This window comes from Paenibacillus sp. Y5S-9 (assembly GCF_036894235.1).
In the GTDB taxonomy this organism is placed as follows: Bacteria; Bacillota; Bacilli; order Paenibacillales; family Paenibacillaceae; genus Paenibacillus.
Window position 1 is genome coordinate 467,165 of the sequence record NZ_CP145887.1, and the last position, 24,395, is coordinate 491,559.

Genomic DNA, 24,395 nt, shown 5'->3' on the forward strand with positions numbered 1-24,395 from the left:
CTGGCAGCCTGTTTGTCTTGTTTGGCGGTATGGATACTAGCCGCCCAGCTTGTATCCCGAAGTTAATGCTACAACGACAGAAGCCACGATGATTGCGTTGATGACAATGCGGGAATATTTCACACCTTCAAATTTTTTCATGGAGAAGACCTCCCTTCCTTGGAGTCTACCTGGTTCTCATTAAGCCTGATGAGTTTTAGCAGGTTGCACAGCCTTTTTGTCCCGATTCACCATCATGTACTGGATAAAAAGGAATATGCCCACGTTCATGACTACGTCACCGATGCTGATGACTTGAGTCCGTGGATAAGGGCTGGAGAGTGGGATGATATCACCGAGAAAAGGCAAACGTGTAGACGCATCCATCATAAAATGCTTTGATACGGCGCCGCCTTCCCGGAGCATGTCTACATAGTAGGGTCCCAGTACAGCAGAAGCTTCTACAGAAACTGGCATTCGCCCACCATTTACAGCCATAACGGCAAAATTGAGAAATACCCCAATCCAGATGAGCATGAAACCGGTGTGGTGTCTGTTAAGCCACAGGAAAGCGAGCCCTGTAATGTAGACGGCAGCAAAGAGATATCCATTAATGGATGCCACCCATTCGAATCGTTCCTGGAGGTAGAAAATAAAGAACTGGATTAGCAACAATACAGGGAAAATCCAGCCACTTCGCAGCTTGAGTGCTGCAAACTGGTTGAGCCCATGCCGCAACCCGCCCCGAAAAAATCCAACGATCAATCCTAGTAGAATACCGTCATATACCATGGAGTAACTCCTGTTCGTGCGGAGATATGCAATATGATTGCGTGTTTGTGTACATAAAGGATTCGACCTTATATTGGTAATTCCTGCATGAGAAAAATGATTTTTTAGAAGAAATTTGCAAAATGCTGAACAAAAAACCGCCTTTACGAATCCAGGGGTCGAAATCCCTGTAAAATTCGGTAAAGACGGAGGTTTATAATGGCAAAATACGAGCTTTAATTCGGTTGGAGTTGGAACTTATCTTATTCGGAACCACCGTTCAGATAATTGAAGAAAGGCTGGTCCACCCAGAAGTCATAGGTCGTAATGTCTGCATCAGGTGCCAGTTTCAGGAAACCTTCCCGAATGGCTTTCGCATTTTCTTTCAGCGAGAAGGACTGAGCATAGTAATTGCCAAGCGCGATCTTATTATTGGAAATGACCGGATAGTTGGCTAATGCAGTTGGTGAGTAATAAAGTGGTTGCCACCAGGAACTGAGAATCAATGGCGATGTACTGTCACTGTTCTTCTTGGCATATTTCAGCACAATGTCGTTGAAGCGAACTTTGTCTGCCACATTGTTGAACTCGAACTGAATATCATATTCCTTCGCAGAAGCAATATAGTTGCCGTTCTCGATCTGTGTCACTTTATAGTCTGGTGTTTCCTTCGGCTCGCCCCATTCCTTCAAATAAATGAAGGCAGATGTCTTCGGCTGGAATTGTACATCGGCGTCAATGCCTTCGCTACGCAGCAAACCAACCAACTGTACAGCATGTTGAATATTATCGTGGCCGTAGGTAAGTGTCAGTTCATCGATAAAGTTGGAATCAAAGCGGCTATCCTTCAGGTTGTAACCTGTTACGAGATCATCTCGCAGGGCCTGATCCACAATCTTTCTCAGCTCAGGTGATTCGATCAGATCCGCTGTGCGATATGCAGCATACAGTTTGGAATAGATGTCCGCATCGCCAGAACGCCCAATCTCATGTTTGTATTTCCCTTGGCTGACTAGCACGCGTCCAAGCAAAGTATTAGCAAAATCTTTACTTGCCACGCCACCCTTAAGGAGAGCAGGGTAAAGGCTCTCGGGAATCAGGCCTGTATCAATCGCTGCAGCCAGTTCCTGTGCGGCTTGTCCCTGAACACGGTTCGGGCTAATGCCAACTTTGGCAAGTGCTTTGGCCGTTTTCTCTGTGGGATATGTATAAGCGAGTTCCTTGAATCCGGCTGCTTTCACCGCGATGAAGACGGTGGCATAAGTGCTCAGTTGATCCTTGGCACGTACTTCTGTACCCGTAAGAACCCCATTATTGTATAAGGATACGGCAGCATCATAGGAAGAATCACCAGAAGACAGATCGGTAAAGACAGGAGTTTTGGCTTCACTGTCACTTGTTTGAGTTGCTTCCGTGATGGCTGCAATGGCTTGAATGAAATCACCTTTGGTAATCTGTTGCGGCAATTGAACGTTGTATTTCGCTTGCAAGAATTGAGCAAAATCCGCTGCGCTTTCCGTGTAAGCAACTGGAGCCTGAGCTACCGGTCCTTTGACACTTTGTGAGGTGGTTGGTTTAGCCGGAGTTGCAGATGCTGCAGAAGCAGAAGCGGGCAAGCTAAGGCTGCCGAGTGTTACCGGAGCGGCGAGTAGGGCCGCCAACGTGATCTGGGTGATCTTTTTCAAATGAATAGCCTCCTTAAGATGGGTTGGAAAATGATCAGCTTTGGGTTATAATTCTGACAATTCCTATCAGAATAGAATAATTGGATTGACTTTAGCACGGAGACGCGCTGGATGTCAACGAAAAAAAGCTTGATACAGAGCGGTTTCCAAAGCTTGGTAGAAAGCGAGTTGTCAATTATATTCTATTTGAGTGTATACGCTCAAAGATTTATTGACAAGGATCGACAGTATCCGCTAGGATAAGAAAAAAGAATGTTGAAAAGGGGTATTTTCAAAATGAAAAGAGGTTTATCGTTCGTCTTATCGATCATCATGTTGGCTATTTTGTTGGCAGCTTGTGGGAATTCGGCTTCCAAAGACGAACAATCCGCCCAAGGCAGTGATTCGGAGAAATCTCTTCGGATGGCCCTCGTACTTCCCGAAAAAATAGGGGTTAACCCTTTCTTTGTACAGATGGATGAAGGCTTCAAAAAAGCAGGCGAAGAATTCAAAGTAGACACCAAGACGATTGAATCGACAGATCCGGCAGCATTTGAACAAAATCTGCGTGCTGCGGTTGCCGAGAATTATGATCTGATTATTACAGCCACTTTCCAGGCAGAAGATGCATTGAAGAAAGTTGCTGCAGAAAATCCGGACAAGTCCTTTGCAATTGTAGATACAACAGTGGATCTGCCTAACGTACGTAGCGTTGGTTTCCGTGAATATGAAGGGGCGTATCTGCTTGGTGCAGCTGCTGGATTGTCCACCAAAACAGACAAAGTCGGCATGATCGCAGCAATGGATGTACCATTGATCAAGAAATATACGGAAGGTTTCAAAGCAGGATTGGAATCCGTGAATCCAGACGCAGAATTCCTCGTGAACTATGTAGGTGGATTTAATGACCCGGCCAAAGCAAAAGAATTGGCACTGGTACAATTCGGCAAAGGCGCTGACTTTATCGCTGGCGCATCCGCTGTAGGTGACCTTGGTGTGTTCGAAGCAGCAAAAGAAAAAGGCTTCTACACTTCCGGTCAGGATACGGACCGTACCGTTGAAGACCCGGAACATATCGTATTGTCTCAATTGAAATCAACCGATACGGTTGCTTATGAGACTGTGAAAGATTTTGTAGAAGGCAACTTCAAAGCAGGCGCTGTTAACTACGGTTTGAAAGAAGACGGTGTGGGCCTGACTTACGTTACACGTGACAGCGAATCTCCATTGAATGCTTTTGTTGGACAAGAAGTGATCGACAAGGTTAAAGCAATCAAGGATGATATCGTATCCGGCAAAATTGTAGTCAAAGATCCATTGCAACAATAGTTTTGATTGTTCTTTTCAATGAATGAGTGATGGAATTGATCAGCCGGCTGCCCGATCAGGCAGCCGGTTTTGCTGCTATTAAATGACCAGTATATGTTCAACTTATCGTTTACACGATAACGAAGAGGACAGAAATAACCTGAAGAAGCAATGCTAAAAGCTTTCTGAAAGAAAGCTGCTTCGGAAGCATACACCTCGCCTTTATCACCGGATTTTCCCCTTTATAAAAGGGAATCAAAAAATCTGGGGATAACAGCGATCGGAAGGTTGTTCTGTCATCGTAGTGGCGAGTGTAACCTTTAAGTTGAACTGAGGGGAGCGAACGCGAGATATGCTGTTGGAGATGGAGCACATTACGAAGAAATACGGCGGCTTCACCGCTAACCGTGACATCCGTTTTAATTTGCGTGAGGGAGAGATTCATGCCCTTGTCGGTGAGAACGGAGCCGGTAAAACAACCTTGATGCGTATGCTGTACGGTATGGAACAGCCTACGTCAGGCACAATCAAAGTCCGTGGACGCGAGGTAAGCTTTGCTACGCCTTCCCAGGCGATGGCAAGTGGTATCGGCATGGTGCACCAGCATTTCATGCTGTTCCCTTCCTTTACGGTGGCGGAGAACATCGTGATCGGACGCGAACCGGCTAAGGCAGGCGCATTTGACCGCAAAAAAGCAGCGGCTCAGGTAAATGAGCTGGGCAGACAATATGGCATGCCGGTTGACCCGTGGAAAAAAGTGTCCGAGTGCCCGCTTGGCATGCAGCAACGTGTTGAAATTCTCAAGGTGCTGCATCAGGGCGCAGACATCATTATATTGGACGAACCTTCAGCGGTACTGACACCGCTTGAAGTGAAGGAACTGCTGGCGAATATGAAATCTCTCGCCAAGCTGGGCAAAACCTTTGTACTGATCACGCACAAGCTGCAAGAAGTCATGGATGTAGCCGACCGGATCACGGTACTTCGGGATGGTCAGGTGACAGGTACGTTGGAAGCGAAGGATACACATGTGGAGGAATTGTCCCGTCTGATGGTTGGTCGTGAACTTGTGCGTATGGACAAGCAGCCATCGGTTCCAGCGGAAGCGGTGCTTCAGGTGGAAGGGGTCAATCTGTCCGGAGCGAAGGATCGTTCCGCGCTCAAGGACATCCACATGGAGGTACGAAAAGGCGAGGTTGTTGGTATAGCAGGTATCTCGGGTAACGGCCAGTCTGAATTGATTCAGGTCATTGCCGGACTGCGTAAGGCGGATAGTGGTCGCGTTGTGCTCTCCGGGCAGGATACAACCAACTGGCCTGTACGGCGCATCCGGGAGCATGGACTTGCTCATATTCCGGAAGATCGTTACATGTGGGGAGCGGCCAAGGATGCGAGCGTTCGCGAGAACGGGTTAATGGGACACCATCATCGCTTACAATCACGCGGCATTATCAAAGCCAAAGCAGCAAGAACGATGGTAGAGAGCTGGATCAAACAGTTCAGCATCAAGACAGGTTCTGCGGAAACCAAGGCACAGTTCCTGTCCGGAGGAAACTTGCAGAAGCTGATTGCTGCCCGTGAATTTGCACAGGATACACCGTTTCTAATTGCAGCCGAACCAACACGTGGTGTGGATATCGGAGCGATGGAGACGATCCATGCCGAATTGCTGCGCAAACGCAGTGAGGGTGCGGGTATTCTGCTCGTTTCATCAGAGTTGTCCGAAATTTTGCAATTATCTGATCGCATTATTGTCATGTATGAAGGAGAAATTGCCGGAGAATTGAGAGCAGAGGAAGCGACTGAGGAACAGATCAGCTTGTTAATGGCAGGAGGGAAAGAGCGGATATGAATCGGGTAAAAGAAACACTTCGCGGACTCGTACAGCCGCTGCTTGCCGTATTCATCGGTCTGCTTGCAGGGGCTGTGGCGATTCTGATCGTTGGCGGTAATGTGGTGGATACGTATGCGGAGATGTGGAAAGGGGCCTTCGGCAACTTCTACTTCTTCACCAATACGTTGGCTCGTTCCACACCAATCATCTTGGCGGGACTTGGCGTAGCATTGGCATTCCGTGCCGGATTTTTCAATATGGGAGCCGAAGGTCAGATGATTCTTGGCGGGCTCAGTGCGGCGCTCACGGCGCTTTATCTGCCAGGCCCGGGCTGGTTTGTGTGTATTGCTGCGATTGTGGCTGGTATTGTTGCCGGTGGAATCTGGTCCCTGTTTGCAGGTTGGCTGGATGCTCGGTTTGGCATGAACTTGTTAATCACAACCTTACTACTTAATTATATTGCCATTTATTTTGGGGGCTACATGGTCTCCTATCCATTTAAGGATCGGACTGGATCAGCAGCGATGGCGCAGACACCCATGATTGATCAGAGTATCTGGTTGCCGAAGTTGTTCCAAGGTATGGGGCTACATGCTGGCTTCATTATTGCCATCGTAGCGGCTATTCTGATCTACTGGTTCACCCACAAAACGGTGACTGGTTACGAGATCCGCATGCTCGGAAGTAACCCGTCCTTTGCAACCTACGGTGGTGTTCGCCGCATTCGCATGATGATGTTGTCCATGGTCATTAGTGGTGGACTTGCTGGACTGGCAGGTGCGGGAGAAGTGCTCGGTACACAGTACCGTTTCCTTGATGGCTCACTGTCATCGGCAAGTTACGCATGGAGCGGCATTATGGCAACGCTGCTTGCCCGCTCGCATCCACTCGGTACAGCTGTGGCAGCTATTTTGCTGGCTGCGTTACAGACAGGTGCCATGGGGATGGAACGGAATACGGATGTGCCGCTGGAAGTTGGCAGTGTCATCCAGGCTGTATTGACGTTATTTGTATCAGCTCAGATCGGTTATTCATTCCTGAAGCGGAGAAAGGAGAAAAAGTCCAATGCAACAACTGTTTGATGCAGCCATGTTTGGCTCAACCTTGCGGATTATGACTCCAATCCTGCTTGCAGCGCTCGGTGGGGCTTTATGTTCCCGTGTCGGTCTGTTCAACGTGGGTCTCGAGGGACTGGTTTTGATCGGTGCGTTCTCCGCCATTGTCGGCAATTATCTGTTCGGCAATGTGCTGCTTGCTGTACTCTTTTCCATTATTATTGTGATGTTATTCTCGGCGCTCTTTGCCTTTATAAGTATTAACCTCAAGGCTAACGCCATCGTGGTCGGGATCTCGCTAAACTTCCTGGCTGCGGGAGTGACGACCTTTGCACTGCGTGCGATTTTTGATGTAAAAGGTGCATACTACGACAAAGACATGGTGGGACTTCCCAAGTGGGATATTCCGCTAATTAAGGACATTCCGTGGGTCGGCGATGTATTATCGGGACATAGTCCCCTGGTCTACCTCGGCATTGTGCTCGTGATTGCATTACAATTCTATCTGTTCAAAAGTGTATCTGGCTTCCGCCTGCGCTCCGTCGGTGAGAACCCGATTGCAGCACAGAGCATCGGGATCAAGGTACGTGGCATCCAGTATGGTGCCGTTCTGATGTGCGGCGTGTTGTGTGCCCTCGCTGGAGCACAGTTGTCGCTTGGTCAGGTGACGATGTTTACTGAAGGCATGACTGCGGGTCGTGGTTTTATCGCACTGGTAGCAACGATGCTGGGGCAAGCGAATCCGCTAGGCGTGATGGGCTCCAGTGTGCTGTTTGGCTTCATGGAAGCATTGAGTATTCGTCTGCAAGGATTCTCCTTGCCAACCCATTTCACGTTGATGCTGCCGTATATTGTGACGCTGGTCGCAATGTTCTTTTTCAAAGACCGTACCTATGCACAGGATGCACTGAAAGCGGGCGGAAGCTCGCGTTAATTCTGAATGTCTATGTTAGAGACAGTAAAAGAAGGAGGAATTCCACTTGCATAACAAGGCTGAACGTTTGAAAAAAAGTAAAACCCCGGCACCCAAAACAGGTAACGATCACGGAGATCGTTTGCCGCCAGGGCAGATGCTGACGGAGAAATTCCCGATTCTGCATGAAGGGGAAGTGCCGGAATATGACCTGTCCACATGGGACCTGAAGGTATTCGGCGAAGTGGAAGAGGAGAAGGTGTTCTCTCTAGCTGAGTTACAGGCGATGCCACAGGTGAACACGGTGAGTGATATCCACTGTGTCACACGCTGGTCGAAATTCGATACGCCGTGGGAAGGTATTCGCTTCTCCGATTTTGTAAAACTTCTGGGGGTTAAACCGGAAGCGAAATACGTCATGATCCATGCCGATCACGATTATGAGACAAATGTACCGCTTGAAGAGTTGATGCATGATGATGTACTGCTTGCATTCAAATATAACGGCGAGCCACTAACACCCAAGCATGGTTTTCCACTGCGTATGGTCGTGCCACAACTCTACTTCTGGAAGAGTGCGAAGTGGATACGTGGTCTGGAGTTTATGACAGAAGACCGTAACGGCTTCTGGGAAGTGAATGGTTTCCACCATTTTGCCGATCCGTTCAAGGAGCAACGCTTCTCGGGTGAAGATCTGCCGATTCCGGAAGACGAGTGGACGAAGAAGGAGTTTGATTAATATGTTGATGCCTATTTTGCAGATTCATTCGGAAGACATGCCGGCATATGCCATCGTCTGTGGTGATCCGGCACGTGCGGAGAAGATTTCCCGTAAGCTGGAGCAGGCGAGAGAACTGGCGTTCAGTCGGGAGTATCGTACATTTGTTGGATTGTATGAAGGGGTACAGATCGCTGTGGTCAGCCATGGTGTAGGTTCACCTGGAGCAGCTGTCTGCTTCGAGGAATTGATTCGCGCGGGTGTAACAACTCTGATTCGTGTAGGTACCGCAGGGTCGTATACAGCCGATTATCCGGCAGGCAGTGTGATTGTGAGTACAGCCGCTGTTCGTACGGACGGGTTGACTCGCCAACTGGTGCCGGATGGTTTCCCGGCGGTAGCGGACATTGGGGTGACACAAGCGTTGATCGAAGCTGCTCGTGAGCAAGAAAGCGCGGATGCTGCAACGTTTGCAGGCAAAGTGGGCGTTGGTATCACCGTAACGCTGGATGCGTTCTTTGCAGGTGTGGAAGAGATTCCACACCGCAAGTACAAGCAGGCTGGAGCACTTGCAGCCGAGATGGAAATTGCTGCGCTCTACATCGTCAGCACCTTGCGTGGCGCTCGCGCCGGAGCGATTGTCGCGATCGATGGATTCGCGGACAGTGATCTGGCTGCCGAGTATGATCCGCATACGGATGCGGTTGGACAAGCGGTGGAGCGCGAGATTAATGCAGCGCTACGCGCGCTCGCCGCACTTGCTCGCCAGGATGAGGCATAGTTGGTGAAGGCAAGTATGCATTTTTGCTCATAGTTACAAGCAAAACAGTAGATGATGTCCATTTGAGGTGGACAATATAAAAAGGGCGTCCCGAAAGGTCACGAATATGACCTAGGGGGCGTCCTTTCCTTTTTAAGAGGGAGATGCAGGTACAGTAGCGAATTGTATTTGCATGGCATGTCATTAAATTAGGAGAGTGATTAAATATGGGCTGGAGTGAATTACGTGAAATTCCTAATGAATACAGCGATGAGGTACAGCGGATTGATGAGCAACTTTTGAAACTGGTTGCAGCCAGAAAGGACATAACCGGAGCTGCCCAATACCAACCCCCTCAAAATACCATCGATGAATGGGTGAGCTTACTGGATATGAAGGAGGAAGATATCCGATATGTTCTCCGTAGCGTGCAGCCGATGCCGCAAAGGCACTACTTTCCAAGTGAACCTCTCCAATTGACAAGTGTGGTGCCGATTATGAAGAAAATGTTCAAAGATTCGTGTGAGTATATGATTACGCATTCAATGCAATATGAAGGCGAAAGCCTCGTTTACGTGGAAATTCGATATAAGGGGAATGAAGCTGAGCGTATACAAATGGTTCCACATTTGGCTCTGGAAATATTCAGCGAACAGAGACATATAACCATGAGACATGGTAGTCGAGGAGGAGGTGGGGAGACTCAAATTAGTTTCCGAGTGGTTCCTGCTCTTCCTTCTTCTCTGGATAACGTTCGATTCTCCTTGATTCCCTCAATACCAGAGATGGAATACAAAGTAGAGGAAATCATTTTGGATAAACAGGTTGATTTCGATTAACGGGGAACAGGATATATCATGAAAAATGACGTATGGATAATGCGCATGTACTAAGGGCGCAAAATCTATACGTCATTATGTGTATCAGGGGTAATAACACCTTGTTCTTTCTCAAATTCTTCAATATGTTGTTCAATAAGATACTCAATTTGCATTGCAATAGATCGTTTGTTTTTGTCCGCAATCACTTTAATTTTCTCAAAATTCTTTTCTCGCAACCTAAGTGTAAAAACTCTTTTATCTGTAGCCATGAAATAAAATCTCCTCAAAAAGTAATGTTCATATTGTATCATTAATTCAAGTAACACATAACTTGGGGACGGCCTGATCCTCGAAGAGAATGATAATGCAGAAAGTGGGCACGTTATATAAAGGAACATCAACCATGAATACGAAAAAGGGAGGACTCTATGATGACACAGAACAATCAACCTCAGGACGAGGCGGAAATTCGCAACAAGCTGGATGAAGACGGGGATTCCTTGATGGAGAAAAAGAAGATTTTGAGCGGAGTAGACATTGAGCCACAGGCGGACGAATGGGCAGCGAAGCCATCACCTGTTGCATTTAATGAAGGAAATGCTTCTTCGAAAAAATAAACAACATGAGCATCACATTCGCTTTGTGGAATGAAAATAAATTTAGCGAAGCAGGTACCCTTATGGTATCTGCTTTTTGGTTGTATAATAATGTAAAATTCAGTAGATGAAAGAGTGATGGGGATGAGTACGGGTACGATTAACATCAGAAAGGCAGAAATGAGGGACTACTCTGGCGTGTCATTATTGATGGATGAACTACACCAGATGCATGTCGAGGGGCGGCCCGATCTATACAGAGCGTTGGAGACGAGAATGGAGGAAAAGGAGTTCACCGAACTGCTGGAAACGGACAAGCGTTATCTGTATGTTGCCGAGTCCTCGGAAACGGGTTTGATTCTGGGTTACGGGAGCGCGCAGTTAAGTGTAATTCAGGATAACCAATTGATGGTGGATCGCAAGATGTTGTACATCCATGAACTTGTAGTTGATACCAAACATCGGGGCCAAGGAACAGGCAAACGGTTACTACAAGCATTCATCGAGCTAGGGAGAGAGCTTCAGGCAGACAGTGTGGAATTATCCGTGTCGACGTTTAACTCTGGCGCACAGGCTTTCTATGAACAGATGGGTCTGGTCGTTCGCAGCAGCAGAATGGAGTATACCTTGTAAGATGCATCGCCCTATTTAATTTTAGGGAGTAATTCATCCATTTTTAATAAAATATCAGAATACTCTTGAATACCCCCATGGGGTATGTTACTCTTAGAAAAGAACGAAAGAAAAGGGGTGTTCATGATGGATCATCAGAGCCATCCCGAGGAACCTTTGCAATCCTCCAAGTCCGATTCAACGGAAGTTTTGGCTACAGTTCAAGAAGAAGCGGTATCCTGTCATGCCGAGGGCAGTGATGGGAAGCATGTGCGCAAGAGTCACCATTCGCAGGAGATGAAGAGTAACCTGGTTTCTCGTTTGAACCGTGTGGAAGGTCAGATTCGCGGGATCAAGGGATTGATCGAGAAGGATACGTATTGTGATGATGTGCTGACGCAGATCGCGGCGGCTCAGTCTGCTCTTAATTCAGTAGGCAAACTTTTGCTTGAAGGCCATATGAAGAGCTGTATCGTTGAGCGTATTCAGGCTGGTGAACATGAAGTTGTGGATGAACTGCTGGTTACGATGCGGAAGTTAATGAAGTAAGCTGAATCAATTCACCTATTTAATTTATCATTTTAATATACCCCAAGGAGGAATTTACAATGTCTAATGTTACATTGAACGTTACGGGAATGTCTTGCAATCACTGCGTGAAATCAGTTGAAGAAGCTGTGAAGAATACCGGTGCGAGTGGTAAGGTTGATCTGGCAGCGGGGACAGTAGCGGTGGAATATGATGAGCAGACGGTGAACGTGGATCAGATCAAAGCTGCGATTGAAGATCAGGGATACGATGTAGTCTAACGGGATCACAGGCTTAAACCGAACATGCTCATGGGCGAAAAAGAGGTCAGAGTACCTTTTTCCAAGAGTCAGGTTTAAGCCTAATTTTCTGTCTGATATATACCCCTTGGGGGTATAATGGAATGCAACATACAAAAATTGAATTGACATGAAAGGAGCTGACATGATGGATAACTCAACGAATAAACCAATGGATAGATCATCCGAACCCACACCAATGCCACCTATGGCAGAAGCACCAGGACTAAAGGCAACACTGCACATCACGGGAATGACCTGTGCTGCATGTTCGACGCGAGTGGAGAAGGGATTGACCCGCATGGAAGGGGTACATGAGGCCAATGTGAACCTTGCCATCGAACAGGCAACCGTATCTTATGATCCGAAGACAACCAACGTGAATGCGTTGCGGGATAAAGTAGAGGCGCTTGGCTACGGTACGGTGTCCGAATCAGTTGATTTGAACATCACCGGTATGACGTGTGCTGCCTGTTCTGCCCGGATTGAAAAAGGTCTTTCTCGACTACCGGGGGTATCTCAGGCGAACGTGAATTTGGCACTGGAGACAGGGCATATTGAATATGCCGCAGGCACATTGAAACCTTCGGATATTACCGCCAAGATCAAGCAAATGGGCTACGGTGCTGAACTGCAATTGACGCAAGAAGAGACCACATCGGTTCGTGAACGTGAGCTGCAACGCAAAAAGTGGAAATGGATGATATCTGCGTTGTTATCGATTCCTTTGCTGTGGGCAATGGTCGGACATTTCTCGTTCACATCCGGAATCTATGTCCCAGATCTGTTCATGAACCCATGGTTCCAACTGCTGCTGGCAACACCGGTACAGTTCGTGATTGGGTGGCAGTTCTATGTAGGGGCGTACAAAGCCCTACGCAACCGCAGCGCGAATATGGACGTTCTCGTCGCACTGGGTACCAGCGCAGCGTTTTTCTACAGTCTGTATCTGACCTTATCCAGTGGGTACTTACCTTCTACAACGATGGATCATGGTGCAATGGGAACAAGCACAGCCGCCATGCCTTCGGTAGAACTCTATTATGAGACAAGTGCAATTCTGATTACGTTAATTTTACTGGGAAAATGGTTCGAAGCTGTGGCGAAAGGTCGCTCTTCACAGGCGATCAAAAGCCTGATTGAACTGGCTCCACGTGAAGCCCGTGTCATTCGTGATGGACAGGAAGTGTTGGTTCCTGCCGCATATGTGGCGGTGGGTGATCTGATCATGGTGAAGCCGGGGGACAGCATCCCGGTGGATGGTATCGTTGAAGAGGGGCAGTCCTCTGTGGATGAATCCATGCTAAGCGGAGAGAGCCTCCCCGTGGATAAAAAACCGGGAGATGCCGTTACAGGTGCTACGCTGAACAAAAACGGGGTATTACGACTGCGTGCGACTCGAGTGGGATCGGACACGGCTTTATCCCAAATCATCAAAGTGGTGGAGCAAGCTCAGGGCTCCAAAGCACCGATCCAGCGGATCGCCGATGTCATATCAGGCATATTTGTACCGATTGTCGTGGGTATTGCCGCGTTGACATTCCTGATCTGGTATCTGTTTGCAAGTCCTGGTGACTTCGCCGGTTCCCTTGAAAAAGCGATTGCCGTGCTCGTTATTGCCTGTCCATGTGCATTGGGGCTGGCAACGCCAACCTCCGTCATGGCTGGATCAGGACGTGCGGCTGAATATGGTATTCTGTTCAAGGGGGGCGAACATCTGGAGTCGGCACAACAGATTCAGACCGTGGTGCTCGACAAAACAGGTACAGTAACCCAAGGTAAACCCGTCCTTACTGATGTTGTTACGGCTCCGAATTGGACGGAATCCGATCTGCTTGAGCGAGTGGGAGCGGCAGAACAGAGTTCCGAGCATCCGCTGGCAGAGGCGATTGTTGCGGGTATCCGTGCCAAGGGTCTGGAGTTAACCCCAACAGAGAAGTTTGAGAACATACCGGGATACGGTGTGCGAGCTTCAGCAAAAGGGCAGGAAATACTGGTCGGCACGCGTCGTTTGCTTGCAGATGCAAAGGTGAATGTCTCTGAGGAAACCGTTCAGCAGATGAACCGTCTGGAAGAACAAGGGCGTACAGCGATGCTGGTCGCGGTGGATGGTCAGTGGGCAGGGATCGTGGCTGTGGCTGACACCATCAAGGATACTTCTCGTGAAGCCATCGGTCGTCTTCAAGCGATGGGGATCGATGTCATTATGATCACGGGAGACAATGAGCGGACTGCTCGCGCTGTAGCAGAACAGGCAGGGATCGGTAAAGTTCTGGCTGAGGTACTGCCGGAAGGTAAAGCTGCGGAAGTGAAGAAACTTCAGGAGAGTGGCCTGAAAGTTGCGATGGTAGGTGACGGCATTAATGATGCTCCGGCACTCGCTACTGCTGATATTGGGATGGCCATCGGAACAGGAACGGATGTAGCGATGGAAGCAGCGGATATTACGTTGATGCGTGGTGATCTGAACAGCATTGCAGATGCGATTGAGATGAGTAGGCGCACGATGGGTAACATCAAACAAAACCTGTTCTGGGCACTCGGATACAATGTTATTGGTATTCCCATTGCGGCAGTTGGCTTCTTGGCTCCATGGCTGGCAGGGGCGGCGATGGCGTTCAGCTCCGTGTCGGTTGTCCTGAATGCGCTACGTCTGCAACGCATGAAGCTAAATAGAAACGGCTGACCAACTTTTGTTTGGAGATATATTCAACGCCTCATTGTAATAAAGTGAGGATAATAAATGCACGGTTCGCTGCAGCGGGCCGTGTTTTTTGTTAAGAAAACAGAGTTTGAATCGCCAGACAAGAGCGGCCTCAATTGTTGGTATAGATTTTCTTTTCTACAGAGAAATGATAGCATAATACTCTTTTGTGAAAACGAATCAATTGCATTCATGAATAAAGCTTATATTTTCTGAATTTTTCAAAAAATGAGTTGACAATATGGACATATTCACATAAAATTTAAACGATCGTTTGATTCAAACAACTGTTTAAATCAAATTAGAACTATTTGAGTAATGGAGGACACCTTTTATGTTACAGGCTTTACGTACATTGTTTAAAAAACCGCCAGTGATTGTAGGGATCGTAACAGCACTTATGTTTCAAGTGATCTTTAGCGTGATCTGGATGACCGCATATTCTGGAGTAAATGACCGTACGAAAGAATTGACGGTTGCGATTGTGAATGAGGACGGCGAAATGTCCAAAGGAATTGCAGACTCCCTCGCAGGAACACTGCCTTTCCACACCGTATCCAATCTGAGTGCGGCTGAAGCGTTGGATCAGCTGAATCATCACAAAGTACACATGGTGCTGGATATCCCGGCAGGGTTTAACGAATTGCTTCAGACGGCTGGTTCAACCGCCGAGATTAAATACACCATTAATGAAGCGAACCCGGTTACGATTAAAAGCATGATGCAAGGTGTATCACAAAGTGTGACAAACACAATTAACAAACAAGCTACAGCACAAGGGGTACAGACGGTGTTGACTGCTTCAGGCGCTCCTGCCGAACAGGCTGCTGAAGCCGCGACAAACCTGACTACCCGAGTAGAAGGAACAACAACGTCCATCAACCCGGTTAACGGGATGAATAATCAGATGGTGCCGATGATGATGGTACTGGCTTCCTATGTAGGTGCCATGATCATGGGGATGAACCTCCAGACAGCGATGGGTATGCTGTCATCTACCTATTCCCGATTGACTTTGTTTGGCGCGAGAGTAGTCATTAACGTGGGTTCTGCATTGGTCGTTTCCTTGCTGGGATCTTCACTGATTGTGGCACTGGGAGGACAGATTGCACAAGGATTCGTTGCATTCTGGTTGTTCCAGGCGCTCTTCCTGTGCACGTTCATGTTCTTCTCCCAGTTCTTCCTGATCTGCTTTGGACCAGCAGGAAGTCTGTTCAACATCATCTCACTGTCCTTGCAACTGGTATCTTCCGGTGCAATGGTACCACGTGAATTGCTGAACAGCTTCTATAGTGGCATTGGGCAGTACCTGCCTGCAACATACGCCGTTCAGGGTATTCTGAGCGTGCAGTTGGGAGGCCCAGGGGTTCAGTCTGCTGCGGGCTCTATCGTCATTGTACTGTTGGTTGCTGTTGCTTTGTCACTGGTCGTGACGTTATTGAAAAAACAACGCATGCCAGCTATGGCTCCAAGCCCTGCTCAAGCAAACAACTAATACAGCAGATGCATACCATTGCATCATAGGATAGGACAAGCACCCCGATGATTTTCATCGGGGTGCTTGGTGTAATATAATAGACAGATGAGTCGCTGGCTGCAGTCCTTGAGCTGGAGCGAATGAGATGAACGGACAAGAGGGAGCGGAACGGAATGACGGAACCGGAGTTGGATATCAAAACGAGGATATTGCTTGCAGCCAAGAAGCTTTTTGCACAGCAGGGGTATGACGGGACGAGTGTTCGTCAAATATGTGATGAGGCAGGTGCCAATGTGTCGTTGGTGTCTTATCATTTTGGCGGCAAAGAAAAGGTGTTCGAAGCGTTATTTGAGCATTTTTTTCCTGGGCATATGATGAACGCGCTGGCTGAAGAGTCCGTGTCCTCGCCTGTGGAAGGTATCCGCCGAATTATTGGTGAAGTTGTGAAGTTCACGATGACGGATCGGGAGATGAGCGATATTGTGCAGCTTGAAATTACACTGCGTACACATCGCACAGCTACCGTATTTCGTTTTTTGGACCCTGTCTGGACCCGAGTGAGGGAACTGCTGCAAGAAGGAAAAGACCAGGGGTTGTTCCGGGTCGAGTCCGTATCTTATGCGATGCTTCAGGTTATGGGTGTGGCTTTGGCGCACAAACGGGCCAAGAATTCACGATTTGGCTTTGATTATCAAGATATGAATACAGACGAGCTCGCTGAGCAGACAATTGAGTTCGTACTTCGAGGATTGGGAGTGAACCACCATGAATGAAACCATTGAGTTGATGATGAAACACCGCTCTGTACGCAAATTCAAGCCAGACCCGGTAAGTGAAGAGCAGCTTGCAGCCATCGTAGCGGCTGGACAGATGGCTTCCTCTTCAAGTAGTGTGCAAGCCTATACCGTAATTGCTGTGACTAACTTAGAGCAGAAAGCCAAGCTGGCTGAATTGGCAGGCAACCAGGCCTATGTCAATGAATGTCCGGTATTTCTCGTATGGTGTGCTGATCTGTATCGGCTGAGTGATGCTGCGAAACGTCATCTTCCTGAGAAGGAATCGTATGCCGATTCAACCGAGAATTTCATGGTAGCTACGATTGATGCTGCATTGGCTTCCCAGAACGCCGCTCTTGCAGCGGAGTCACTAGGGTTCGGAATCGTATATATTGGCGGGCTTCGTACCCGAATTGAGGAAGTAGCCGAGTTGCTGGGTTTGCCGGAAGGAGTATATCCGGTGTATGGCATGTGTATTGGTGTTGCAGATCAGGAAACGGGAATTCGCCCGCGTCTGCCACTGGATGCAGTGCTGCATCATAATCGCTATAATGCCGAGCAGAGCATCAAAGGTGTTGAGCAGTACGACGAGACAACGACGGCGTACATGAAAGAACGGACCAATGGTGAACGAACGACCCCATGGTCCGAACTGATGGCGAAGCGCCTGACTGAGCCGACAAGGTTGCAAGTGAGACCGTTCCTGGAAGGCAAAGGATTCTTGAAGCGTTAAGTTATATAGTAAATTAGAAGTCAGTCGGAGCGAAACCGACTGGCTTCTTTGTGCTTTGTTGTAAAGTGCTGTGTTGGCAGGGCAAGCGAGAGTGCTTGCTGCTACCAGCTGGTACTTAAGTTAAGCCATAGAAACGCTTTGTGTTCTGATAAAAGAGACGGGCGGCCCGCTCGGTTCCCATGCCAGTGATTTCACTCCATGCCTGGATGACCTGTCTGGTCATGGCCGGGTGTGTTATTCGTCCCTGAAATGGCCCTTCGAAGGGCCAAGGTCCGTCGGTCTCGGCCATCACTTGTTCTGATGGATATTGCCGGGCGAGTTCACGAATCTCTTCTTCATACCGAATATCCGGCGTGAAAGAGATGAAATAACCGTTGTCAGCCATACGCCGTATCGTTTCGCGGGATCCTTTGAACCAATGGAAATGGGCGCGTCGGAACTGATATTGCTCCAGCAGATCACAGACGATATCTGCATCATCGTATACCGCATGAAGTACAAGTGGTTTGTTATACTTTTTGGCGAGTTGGATGAAACGTTCAAGCAGCTTGATATACCCGCTCTGATCGAAGCGCTGCCCTGCCTGTTCCGCTTCCAGACGGTTGTAATAGGGAAGGCCGACTTCTCCTATTGCTATGGCTTGTCCCATATGCTTCTCGATCCATTGGAAGAACAGGTCCATTTCTTCAGCGGACGGCAGTTCCTGTTCCGGATGGAAACCGAAGGCTGGATAGATGGTGCGTGGATGTTGCTTGGCAAGCTCCAGATTGGCCTGGGCAGAAGCGAGATTCATGGACACGGCTATGACGGCTTCGACCTGCTGAGACGGGAAAGATAGCAGCATCTCGCGTTGTTCGTCAGGGGTATACTGATCGAAGTGAATATGAGCATCAATTAATGGTGCAAAAGCTTGAGAATGCACGAGGGAATTCCTCCTTGTGTTCATTTATATTCTAACTATGTTACGCAGAATTCCTTGTAGTGGATCACCCATTAAAGGAAAATAATAACTTAAAAACCCGCGCTATCAAGATAGGCGGGCTTTCTGCTGTTCTTCTCTCATCCACTGTGAAATCTGCCGTTTACGCTCCAGAAAAGCGGATTCCTCCGTAATTTCTTCTCGTCTTGGGCGATCAAAAGGAACATGTACCTCGTGCAACACTGTTGCAGGTCGGTTGGATAACACATAGACCCGATCCGCAAGCAGCAGTGCTTCTTCGATATTATGGGTGATGAACAGCACCGAGCGGCGGTTCTGTTCCCAGATATCGAGCAGCCAGCGTTGCATGTCGCTACGTGTCAGTGCATCCAGCGCGCTGAAAGGTTCGTCCAGCAGCATGAGTTCCTGCGGACTGAGCAGGGCACGCAAAAATGCAGCACGCTGCTGCATTCCGCCAGACAGCATATGAGGGTATGCTTGCTCAAACCCGGCAAGACCCACGCTGCTTAACCACTTACGAGCTTCTGCAAGTGCTTCAGCCCGAGGGGGAGCACTCGAAGCTACTTCACCAGCAAGCAGTACATTGTCTTCAATGGTACGCCACGGGAAAAGGGCGGGCTGTTGTGGCATATAACTGATCTTGCCCCGTTGGCCCGTCACATCATGACCGTTCATGAGCACTTGCCCTTCCTGTGGCTTCAGCAGACCGCCAATGATATGGAATAGGGTGCTTTTACCACAGCCGGATGGTCCAACGATTGCGACAAACTCGCCTTGCTCCACAGTCAGGGACAGGCCGTTCAGAACCGGTAACCTGCTCCGCCGTTCACGGAATGATGCATGAACATGAACAACGTCCAGTGCAGGTGGAACCGGAGTAGGAGTCGTATTGGCAGGTCGATCAGGCGTAGCCGAGTTTAACTTTTCACCGTGCGTTGGCTCCACTACACTTGCTCCTCGTCCAGGCTGGACTTGTTCGTCCTGTTGCCGATTCATATGGTCATCACTTCCTAATATACAGATTACTTCTTTATTATCGCTTCTGTGGCCGCCAGCGCACGAGTAGCTTCTCCAGCAGGGCAATGAACAGGAAGAGCAGCAAGCTGAGCGCGACAATAATCATGATCGCCACGAATAGGCGGTCCGTACGATAAGCCGACTTTTGCAGCATCATATAATAACCAATACCCTTGTCTGCACCAATCCATTCGGCGATGATGGCACCCATCACGCTATAGGTAGCAGCGATTTTGACACCGGAGAACACGGATGGCAGCGCATGGGGGAGCTCCAGCTTCCAGAAGATCTGATGACGTTTCGCACCAGCCATGCGCATATAGTTCATCATCGCCGCGTCAGTACGGGTCAAGCCATCCATGGCCGCCACTGCAACGGGGAAGAAACATACCAGGATGATCGTAATCAGCTTGGGCAACAGCCCGAATCCGAACCAGATTAACAGAAGCGGTGCGAGCGCGATGGTTGGGATATTTTGACTAAGAATAAGTAAAGGATACAGGGCTGACTTGAGAAAAGGGACCAAATGCAGCACCATCGCAATTAATAAACCAACCGCGGTGCCAGCCGCGAATCCGATCAGCGTTAACTGAATGGTTGCGGAAGCGTGCATGCCAAGCCGCTCGGCCTGGGTTGCCGCTTCGCGGGCGATGTCGGATGGTGCAGGTAGCATCCATTTCTCAATATGGAAGAGGGAGACGGCTCCCTGCCATATCGCTATAAAGAGAATAACCGCCACAATGGGCGGCCATACATTTTTGAAATAGGCATGCATTAGCGATACTTCTCCGTCAGGGTATCCATGCTGAAGCCAGCAGGGCTATGGGCGATTTTGATCTGGGAGATGATGCTTGGGCTGCCAGCCTCCACAAGTACCTCGTGCATTTTACGGACAACCTCGAGCAGTTCCTCCAGTTCTCCCTCCATCGTGGTGTCGAGCGCGTTCACCTGATATTTCAGGCCGGATTGCTGAATAACTTCAATGGCGCGATCTACGTAAGGATAAGAATTCTCGCCATTTGGCGTTTTGGGAATAACCTGAATGCTAAGTAGTGTGCTTGCCATGAGAGATCACGGCTCCTTTCGTGATAAATTGCATGAATTGAACCAGGTTTACACTTATCACTCCGATTGCAGTACCCTCTTCTGATCGCTGTTATCCCCAGATTTCTTGAATCCATTTTCAATGGGGAAATCCGGGGATAAAGGCGAACACTTTGTTTCTTCAGATGGGTTCTGCACTCTTCGTTCTTGTGTAAAAAAGTTAAACTTAAGCAATTTTTATTGGGGTAAAAACTCGTTTGTATATGCTTTGCTTACATCGATCTGTTCATCGAGCAGTTTTTTGCTAAACATCCAGTCGGTGTAGTTCTGCCACACTTCCTGTTTTTGCTCACCCCAGCGCGTGGCGTCATCTGTGTACTTGGGACTAAGCCACTTCTGGCTTGCCAGGACCAATTCCTTGTCCAGATCCGGTACAGCCTTGATCAGAATGTTCGCCGCGTCTTCGGGATGATCAATCGCATATTGATACCCTTCGGAGGTGGCTTTCAGGAATGCTTTCACCAGCTCAGGGTCGTTTTGGATCGTCTGCTCGTTTGTTACAAGGACAGGTGTGTAATAATCCAATGCTTCTGAATAATCCTTCACATATAACATGTCGATTGGTTCCCCGCGAAGTTCGGCTTCAATCCCCGTCCAAGCGTAGAAAATCCATGCGAAATCAATGTCCCGTTTCACTGCGGTGAAAAAGTCAGCGTCACCCATGTTAATGTTTTTCACTTTGGATACATCTGCTCCGTCGCCTTCCATAATGGATTGCATCACGGCTTCTTCGACTGGGGAACCCCAACCGCCATAGGTTTTACCTTCAAAATCCTTCGGTGATTTGATATTCCGATCCGCCGGAGCAGCGAACCCGGATGTATTATGCTGAATAACTGCTGCGATGGAGACGAGAGGAACACCCTGTGTGCGGGCTTGAGTTACACTCTCCTGATAACTTACGCCAAACGGTACTTCATTGGAGGCAACCATCGTATCCGCGCCACCGGCACCTGGTTGAACAATCTCTACGTTTAAGCCTTCGGCCTTGTAAAAACCTTGATCTACAGCCGCATACAGGCCGGTATGATTCGTATTTGGTGTCCAGTCGAGCACCACTTTAATATCCTTTAAGGCGGCAGTGTCACCTTCGTTGCTGCTTTCCTTATTTGTGTTGCTGTTCTGTTCTGCCGGGGCAGCTTCTTTGCCGCCACATGCGGCTACAGTCACCATAAGCACGCATAAGAGCAACAATCCTATCGTTTTACGCCATTTCATCTGTGATTCTCTCCTTCGGTATGTCCGGCCGATTGGCACGGGGTACTCCTTGGCTTCATATCCAATCATCTTGCATAAATCGACAGATTTATACCAGTTGAGATCTGGATGACGTTATTTTTGAACGAAAATAAAACGTCCATCGATGTCATTCAAGGAAGCCAGACCGCGTTTAGCGGCAGTTTTTCATGCAATATCAGAAAGGTGATGCTTCCAAACTTATACTTTCTGATAGTAACAAAAAAAGCGTCCCGTAATCCGGGACGCGTGCAGGCGTTAGAGAGGTGGCGTTCAGCCATAGGGCTGTGCCATTTCGATATACTCCGATTCCTACGCTGGCATGATCCAGATCAGGTCTAAGGGTTAGTATCTTGGTGGGATACACTCTCAGCCGGCCAATTCCGACTCCCCTGGGAAACTATGAAGTTACGGGCATTACTAGGTGTAATTATAGGCCAGCCGGTGGAACGTGTCCAGTCAGGAACTGGATGGGGACACGTATGAACTTATCAAACAGACCGTTATACATATGTATAACAGTCTGTTTGGATGTGTTATTTTCAATAATTATCGTGGGGAATCATATAAGGCAATCTGACTGAGTGCAAAAGCATCGGATTTGGGCTCATAACCTACCTGTTTCTGAGTGGTTTCCAGATTCAATCGTTTAAACCGATTATTCGAGATCCCATGCAGTATGGTGAAGGGTTCCAGATCAGTAGTTGTAATTGCTTTGAACATCAAATCACACAAGTCAGCCGGACTAATATACGCGCTCATATCCCTTGCCTCCAGCACGGGTCCGTCTGGTTGAAAATCATCATATGCACCTATACGTATCGCAACACTTTGTAAACCCTCGGTATACGCAAAATAGGAAGCGAGTGATTCTCCAAAACATTTGCTAACCCCGTACAAATTCCGTGGGCGTGTTGGCATGTCCGGATAGACTTGAGCATCAATGGGATACCCCTCAATCGTCTGTGCACTGCTTGCAAGAATGACTCTTCGTACACCTTGGTCTTTAGCTGCACGGAATACATTAAATGTACCTTTGATATTGATATCCAACAACGATTCATAGAATCCGGCATGCGGGGAAGGGTCTCCCGCCAGATGTACAACCACATCCATGCCTTCGCATGCATGCTGACAGGCTTCGGGGTCTGTCACATCCAGTGTCATGATCTCATGACGGGTTTCTTGATACGTTTGCAGTCTGTCGGTATTCAAATCCGTTAGTCGCAGGTGATATGCTTCTGACAAGTATTGGGACAAATCACGTCCAATTTTCCCGGCTGCGCCCGTAATTAAAATGTTCATGAAATCAACTCCAATTCTTAGCGCTGGAAGAACTCAATCCATTCCTTTTCAGGTCCATAGATGAAGAAGTAGCGGTAACCGTTAGGCAGTGTGATAATCTCTCCATCGATAAATTCGGCTTCGGTGGCTTGGATACGTTTGTACTCAGAATCAAGATCATCCACGTGGATCGCAAAATGGTGCACCGTACCTTCGGAAGGCAGCTTGTCGCTGTATCCTTGAATTAACTCAATCTCAGTCTCGTTACTTCCATTGAAGCCGAGGAAGGCAAGCTGAATAACGCCGTTGGTATGCGTCACCCGGTCTTTCAGTTCCAATCCAACAACCTCTGTGTAGAAACGCAGCGTGGTCTCCAGATCACGAACGGCAATGCCAACGTGGTCAATGCGCTTTTGAAAACTCATAATTATATTCCTCCAAATGTAGTAAATTCTCTACCATTTTAAGGGATATCATAGGGCTGTACTACGAGGTTGTCAAATCGGATTTTAATTTGAAAAAACCATAAATGTTCACATAATGTTCACTTATGTGGAGGGTTTCCTCATCTCTATAATTACGAAGGTAAACAGAGAGGATGAGAGAATTGCCAGCAAGCAAGAAGGAACAAATTATTTTCGGATTAATGATGTGTACAGGAATGGTCTTGGTCATGATGTTCTTCAATCTATGGCACAGTGGGTTACTCGGCAAGATGTCCCCGCTTGAGATACTGCTTCAATTCATATTATGTTTTGTCATCGCGTTTCTGGTGGAGTCTTTCATTGTTGGCCCTGTGGCGAGAAAGATTGCATTCTCCTTGCCCTTCGACAAGTCCAACAAGATTTTGGGTGTGCTTGCTATGTCATTTTTTATGGTGATTGGCATGGTACTGATCATGTCCATGTATGGAATGATCTCGGCATATCTCGCGGATCAATTAAGTGGGTCATTCGTACTCCGTACGTACCTTCATACAATCGCTCGTAACTTCAGCCTGGCGCTTCCATATCAATTGATCATTTTGGGGCCACTCGTCCGATATGTATTTGGTAAATTCATCAAGGATAACGGGCCCGTAATGCCTGTCGTTAACAAAAGTGTGTGATTCGGTTGGCCATAAGTATTTCCTGGGCAATCTTGTGCAAATGAATAGATCATATGCTCACCTTTAATGAAAGGTGATCAGAGAATAAAGATAGGACACTTTCCACCATGATAACAGCGCTAACGAATCGAGGACACCTTATTAGGCCAGTTTTTAGG

General features: G+C 48.1%; 26 protein-coding genes and 1 riboswitch. Of the genes, 16 read left to right on the plus strand and 10 right to left on the minus strand.

Features of this window, described 5'->3' with window-relative positions:
• Window positions 1-180 precede the first annotated feature (180 nt).
• Together V6669_RS02210 and V6669_RS02215 are read right to left on the minus strand one after the other, a co-directional pair.
• Window positions 181-771: a DUF5317 domain-containing protein gene (locus V6669_RS02210; RefSeq protein WP_338590296.1), complete on the minus strand. Its 591-nt coding sequence runs from the start codon at window positions 769-771 to the stop codon at window positions 181-183.
• A gap of 242 nt (window positions 772-1,013) precedes the next feature.
• A complete protein-coding gene (locus tag V6669_RS02215; RefSeq protein ID WP_338590298.1) occupies window positions 1,014-2,435 on the minus strand; it encodes a hypothetical protein in 1,422 nt (473 codons plus the stop codon).
• 276 nt (window positions 2,436-2,711) lie between these two features.
• Here V6669_RS02215 and V6669_RS02220 point away from each other — a divergent pair, with 276 nt between their 5' ends.
• The 7 genes from V6669_RS02220 to V6669_RS02250 all read left to right on the plus strand — a co-directional run bounded on the left by V6669_RS02220 (window position 2,712) and on the right by V6669_RS02250 (window position 9,841).
• Window positions 2,712-3,743 (plus strand): BMP family protein, encoded by a 1,032-nt coding sequence (locus tag V6669_RS02220; RefSeq protein WP_017691014.1) that lies wholly within the window; start codon window positions 2,712-2,714, stop codon window positions 3,741-3,743.
• Window positions 3,744-4,074: 331 nt separating this feature from the next.
• Window positions 4,075-5,574 carry an ABC transporter ATP-binding protein gene (locus tag V6669_RS02225; RefSeq protein WP_338590303.1) on the plus strand — a complete coding sequence of 500 codons (1,500 nt, stop codon included), beginning with the start codon at window positions 4,075-4,077 and terminating at the stop codon, window positions 5,572-5,574.
• A complete protein-coding gene (locus V6669_RS02230) occupies window positions 5,571-6,638 on the plus strand; it encodes an ABC transporter permease (protein WP_062837193.1) in 1,068 nt (355 codons plus the stop codon). The genes V6669_RS02225 and V6669_RS02230 overlap by 4 nt, the downstream gene beginning before the upstream one ends.
• Window positions 6,622-7,545, plus strand: coding sequence for an ABC transporter permease (locus V6669_RS02235; protein WP_338590306.1), 924 nt, complete (start codon window positions 6,622-6,624; stop codon window positions 7,543-7,545). Before V6669_RS02230 ends, V6669_RS02235 begins: the two co-directional genes overlap by 17 nt.
• 46 nt (window positions 7,546-7,591) lie before the next feature.
• Window positions 7,592-8,263, plus strand: coding sequence for a sulfite oxidase-like oxidoreductase (locus V6669_RS02240; RefSeq protein ID WP_017691010.1), 672 nt, complete (start codon window positions 7,592-7,594; stop codon window positions 8,261-8,263).
• Between the two features lies 1 nt (window position 8,264).
• Window positions 8,265-9,023, plus strand: coding sequence for a nucleoside phosphorylase (locus tag V6669_RS02245; RefSeq protein ID WP_338590308.1), 759 nt, complete (start codon window positions 8,265-8,267; stop codon window positions 9,021-9,023).
• Between the two features lie 206 nt (window positions 9,024-9,229).
• Window positions 9,230-9,841 (plus strand): hypothetical protein, encoded by a 612-nt coding sequence (locus tag V6669_RS02250; protein WP_338590310.1) that lies wholly within the window; start codon window positions 9,230-9,232, stop codon window positions 9,839-9,841.
• A gap of 65 nt (window positions 9,842-9,906) precedes the next feature.
• Here V6669_RS02250 and V6669_RS02255 read toward each other — a convergent pair whose 3' ends face one another.
• Window positions 9,907-10,092, minus strand: a complete 186-nt coding sequence (locus V6669_RS02255) for a hypothetical protein (protein ID WP_101314872.1) — start codon at window positions 10,090-10,092, stop codon at window positions 9,907-9,909.
• Window positions 10,093-10,251: 159 nt separating this feature from the next.
• Here V6669_RS02255 and V6669_RS02260 point away from each other — a divergent pair, with 159 nt between their 5' ends.
• The 8 genes from V6669_RS02260 to nfsA all read left to right on the plus strand — a co-directional run bounded on the left by V6669_RS02260 (window position 10,252) and on the right by nfsA (window position 17,548).
• Entirely contained in the window at window positions 10,252-10,440 is a 189-nt protein-coding gene (locus V6669_RS02260) for a hypothetical protein (protein ID WP_244898276.1), read from the plus strand.
• 123 nt (window positions 10,441-10,563) lie between these two features.
• Window positions 10,564-11,052, plus strand: a complete 489-nt coding sequence (locus tag V6669_RS02265) for a GNAT family N-acetyltransferase (protein ID WP_338590317.1) — start codon at window positions 10,564-10,566, stop codon at window positions 11,050-11,052.
• A gap of 126 nt (window positions 11,053-11,178) precedes the next feature.
• Complete coding sequence (locus V6669_RS02270) at window positions 11,179-11,580, plus strand: metal-sensitive transcriptional regulator (protein ID WP_289392660.1); 402 nt, start codon at window positions 11,179-11,181, stop codon at window positions 11,578-11,580.
• A gap of 59 nt (window positions 11,581-11,639) precedes the next feature.
• Complete coding sequence (locus V6669_RS02275; RefSeq protein ID WP_017691004.1) at window positions 11,640-11,840, plus strand: copper ion binding protein; 201 nt, start codon at window positions 11,640-11,642, stop codon at window positions 11,838-11,840.
• A 217-nt stretch (window positions 11,841-12,057) separates the two neighbouring features.
• On the plus strand, window positions 12,058-14,544 hold the full coding sequence (locus V6669_RS02280; RefSeq protein ID WP_338594817.1) for a heavy metal translocating P-type ATPase: 2,487 nt from the start codon (window positions 12,058-12,060) through the stop codon (window positions 14,542-14,544).
• A gap of 352 nt (window positions 14,545-14,896) precedes the next feature.
• A complete protein-coding gene (locus V6669_RS02285; protein WP_338590320.1) occupies window positions 14,897-16,057 on the plus strand; it encodes an ABC transporter permease in 1,161 nt (386 codons plus the stop codon).
• A 155-nt stretch (window positions 16,058-16,212) separates the two neighbouring features.
• A complete protein-coding gene (locus V6669_RS02290; protein ID WP_315939289.1) occupies window positions 16,213-16,812 on the plus strand; it encodes a TetR family transcriptional regulator in 600 nt (199 codons plus the stop codon).
• Window positions 16,805-17,548 carry an oxygen-insensitive NADPH nitroreductase gene (gene nfsA, locus V6669_RS02295; protein WP_338590324.1) on the plus strand — a complete coding sequence of 248 codons (744 nt, stop codon included), beginning with the start codon at window positions 16,805-16,807 and terminating at the stop codon, window positions 17,546-17,548. The genes V6669_RS02290 and nfsA overlap by 8 nt, the downstream gene beginning before the upstream one ends.
• 115 nt (window positions 17,549-17,663) lie before the next feature.
• Here nfsA and V6669_RS02300 read toward each other — a convergent pair whose 3' ends face one another.
• The 7 genes from V6669_RS02300 to V6669_RS02330 form a co-directional block, all read right to left on the minus strand.
• Complete coding sequence (locus V6669_RS02300) at window positions 17,664-18,494, minus strand: TatD family hydrolase (protein ID WP_338590326.1); 831 nt, start codon at window positions 18,492-18,494, stop codon at window positions 17,664-17,666.
• An 81-nt stretch (window positions 18,495-18,575) separates the two neighbouring features.
• Window positions 18,576-19,484, minus strand: a complete 909-nt coding sequence (locus V6669_RS02305; RefSeq protein ID WP_338590328.1) for an ABC transporter ATP-binding protein — start codon at window positions 19,482-19,484, stop codon at window positions 18,576-18,578.
• A 37-nt stretch (window positions 19,485-19,521) separates the two neighbouring features.
• On the minus strand, window positions 19,522-20,280 hold the full coding sequence (locus V6669_RS02310) for an ABC transporter permease (RefSeq protein ID WP_338590330.1): 759 nt from the start codon (window positions 20,278-20,280) through the stop codon (window positions 19,522-19,524).
• Window positions 20,280-20,570 carry a thiamine-binding protein gene (locus V6669_RS02315; protein ID WP_127551654.1) on the minus strand — a complete coding sequence of 97 codons (291 nt, stop codon included), beginning with the start codon at window positions 20,568-20,570 and terminating at the stop codon, window positions 20,280-20,282. The genes V6669_RS02310 and V6669_RS02315 overlap by 1 nt, the downstream gene beginning before the upstream one ends.
• 216 nt (window positions 20,571-20,786) lie before the next feature.
• Entirely contained in the window at window positions 20,787-21,827 is a 1,041-nt protein-coding gene (locus V6669_RS02320; RefSeq protein WP_338590334.1) for an ABC transporter substrate-binding protein, read from the minus strand.
• A 309-nt stretch (window positions 21,828-22,136) separates the two neighbouring features.
• A riboswitch (TPP riboswitch) is annotated at window positions 22,137-22,249 on the minus strand.
• Between the two features lie 145 nt (window positions 22,250-22,394).
• The gene (locus tag V6669_RS02325; protein WP_338590336.1) at window positions 22,395-23,150 is read right to left on the minus strand and encodes an NAD(P)-dependent oxidoreductase; all 756 of its coding nucleotides are present in this window, start codon (window positions 23,148-23,150) and stop codon (window positions 22,395-22,397) included.
• A 17-nt stretch (window positions 23,151-23,167) separates the two neighbouring features.
• Entirely contained in the window at window positions 23,168-23,554 is a 387-nt protein-coding gene (locus V6669_RS02330; protein ID WP_338590338.1) for a VOC family protein, read from the minus strand.
• 173 nt (window positions 23,555-23,727) lie between these two features.
• Between V6669_RS02330 and V6669_RS02335 the strand changes: the two genes are divergently transcribed.
• Entirely contained in the window at window positions 23,728-24,237 is a 510-nt protein-coding gene (locus V6669_RS02335; protein WP_338590340.1) for a hypothetical protein, read from the plus strand.
• Window positions 24,238-24,395: the final 158 nt, after the last annotated feature.

Bases quoted from the DNA above. Each gene is read 5' to 3' on its own strand.
- V6669_RS02210 (WP_338590296.1), bottom strand. From the start codon at position 771: ATGGTATATGACGGTATTCTACTAGGATTGATCGTTGGATTTTTTCGG.
- V6669_RS02220 (WP_017691014.1), top strand. From the start codon at position 2,712: ATGAAAAGAGGTTTATCGTTCGTCTTATCGATCATCATGTTGGCTATT.
- V6669_RS02225 (WP_338590303.1), top strand. From the start codon at position 4,075: ATGCTGTTGGAGATGGAGCACATTACGAAGAAATACGGCGGCTTCACC.
- V6669_RS02230 (WP_062837193.1), top strand. From the start codon at position 5,571: ATGAATCGGGTAAAAGAAACACTTCGCGGACTCGTACAGCCGCTGCTT.
- V6669_RS02235 (WP_338590306.1), top strand. From the start codon at position 6,622: ATGCAACAACTGTTTGATGCAGCCATGTTTGGCTCAACCTTGCGGATT.
- V6669_RS02245 (WP_338590308.1), top strand. From the start codon at position 8,265: ATGTTGATGCCTATTTTGCAGATTCATTCGGAAGACATGCCGGCATAT.
- V6669_RS02250 (WP_338590310.1), top strand. From the start codon at position 9,230: ATGGGCTGGAGTGAATTACGTGAAATTCCTAATGAATACAGCGATGAG.
- V6669_RS02255 (WP_101314872.1), bottom strand. From the start codon at position 10,092: ATGGCTACAGATAAAAGAGTTTTTACACTTAGGTTGCGAGAAAAGAAT.
- V6669_RS02260 (WP_244898276.1), top strand. From the start codon at position 10,252: ATGATGACACAGAACAATCAACCTCAGGACGAGGCGGAAATTCGCAAC.
- V6669_RS02265 (WP_338590317.1), top strand. From the start codon at position 10,564: ATGAGTACGGGTACGATTAACATCAGAAAGGCAGAAATGAGGGACTAC.
- V6669_RS02270 (WP_289392660.1), top strand. From the start codon at position 11,179: ATGGATCATCAGAGCCATCCCGAGGAACCTTTGCAATCCTCCAAGTCC.
- V6669_RS02275 (WP_017691004.1), top strand. From the start codon at position 11,640: ATGTCTAATGTTACATTGAACGTTACGGGAATGTCTTGCAATCACTGC.
- V6669_RS02280 (WP_338594817.1), top strand. From the start codon at position 12,058: ATGCCACCTATGGCAGAAGCACCAGGACTAAAGGCAACACTGCACATC.
- V6669_RS02285 (WP_338590320.1), top strand. From the start codon at position 14,897: ATGTTACAGGCTTTACGTACATTGTTTAAAAAACCGCCAGTGATTGTA.
- V6669_RS02290 (WP_315939289.1), top strand. From the start codon at position 16,213: ATGACGGAACCGGAGTTGGATATCAAAACGAGGATATTGCTTGCAGCC.
- nfsA (WP_338590324.1), top strand. From the start codon at position 16,805: ATGAATGAAACCATTGAGTTGATGATGAAACACCGCTCTGTACGCAAA.
- V6669_RS02300 (WP_338590326.1), bottom strand. From the start codon at position 18,494: ATGAACACAAGGAGGAATTCCCTCGTGCATTCTCAAGCTTTTGCACCA.
- V6669_RS02305 (WP_338590328.1), bottom strand. From the start codon at position 19,484: ATGAATCGGCAACAGGACGAACAAGTCCAGCCTGGACGAGGAGCAAGT.
- V6669_RS02310 (WP_338590330.1), bottom strand. From the start codon at position 20,280: ATGCATGCCTATTTCAAAAATGTATGGCCGCCCATTGTGGCGGTTATT.
- V6669_RS02315 (WP_127551654.1), bottom strand. From the start codon at position 20,570: ATGGCAAGCACACTACTTAGCATTCAGGTTATTCCCAAAACGCCAAAT.
- V6669_RS02320 (WP_338590334.1), bottom strand. From the start codon at position 21,827: ATGAAATGGCGTAAAACGATAGGATTGTTGCTCTTATGCGTGCTTATG.
- V6669_RS02325 (WP_338590336.1), bottom strand. From the start codon at position 23,150: ATGAACATTTTAATTACGGGCGCAGCCGGGAAAATTGGACGTGATTTG.
- V6669_RS02330 (WP_338590338.1), bottom strand. From the start codon at position 23,554: ATGAGTTTTCAAAAGCGCATTGACCACGTTGGCATTGCCGTTCGTGAT.
- V6669_RS02335 (WP_338590340.1), top strand. From the start codon at position 23,728: ATGAGAGAATTGCCAGCAAGCAAGAAGGAACAAATTATTTTCGGATTA.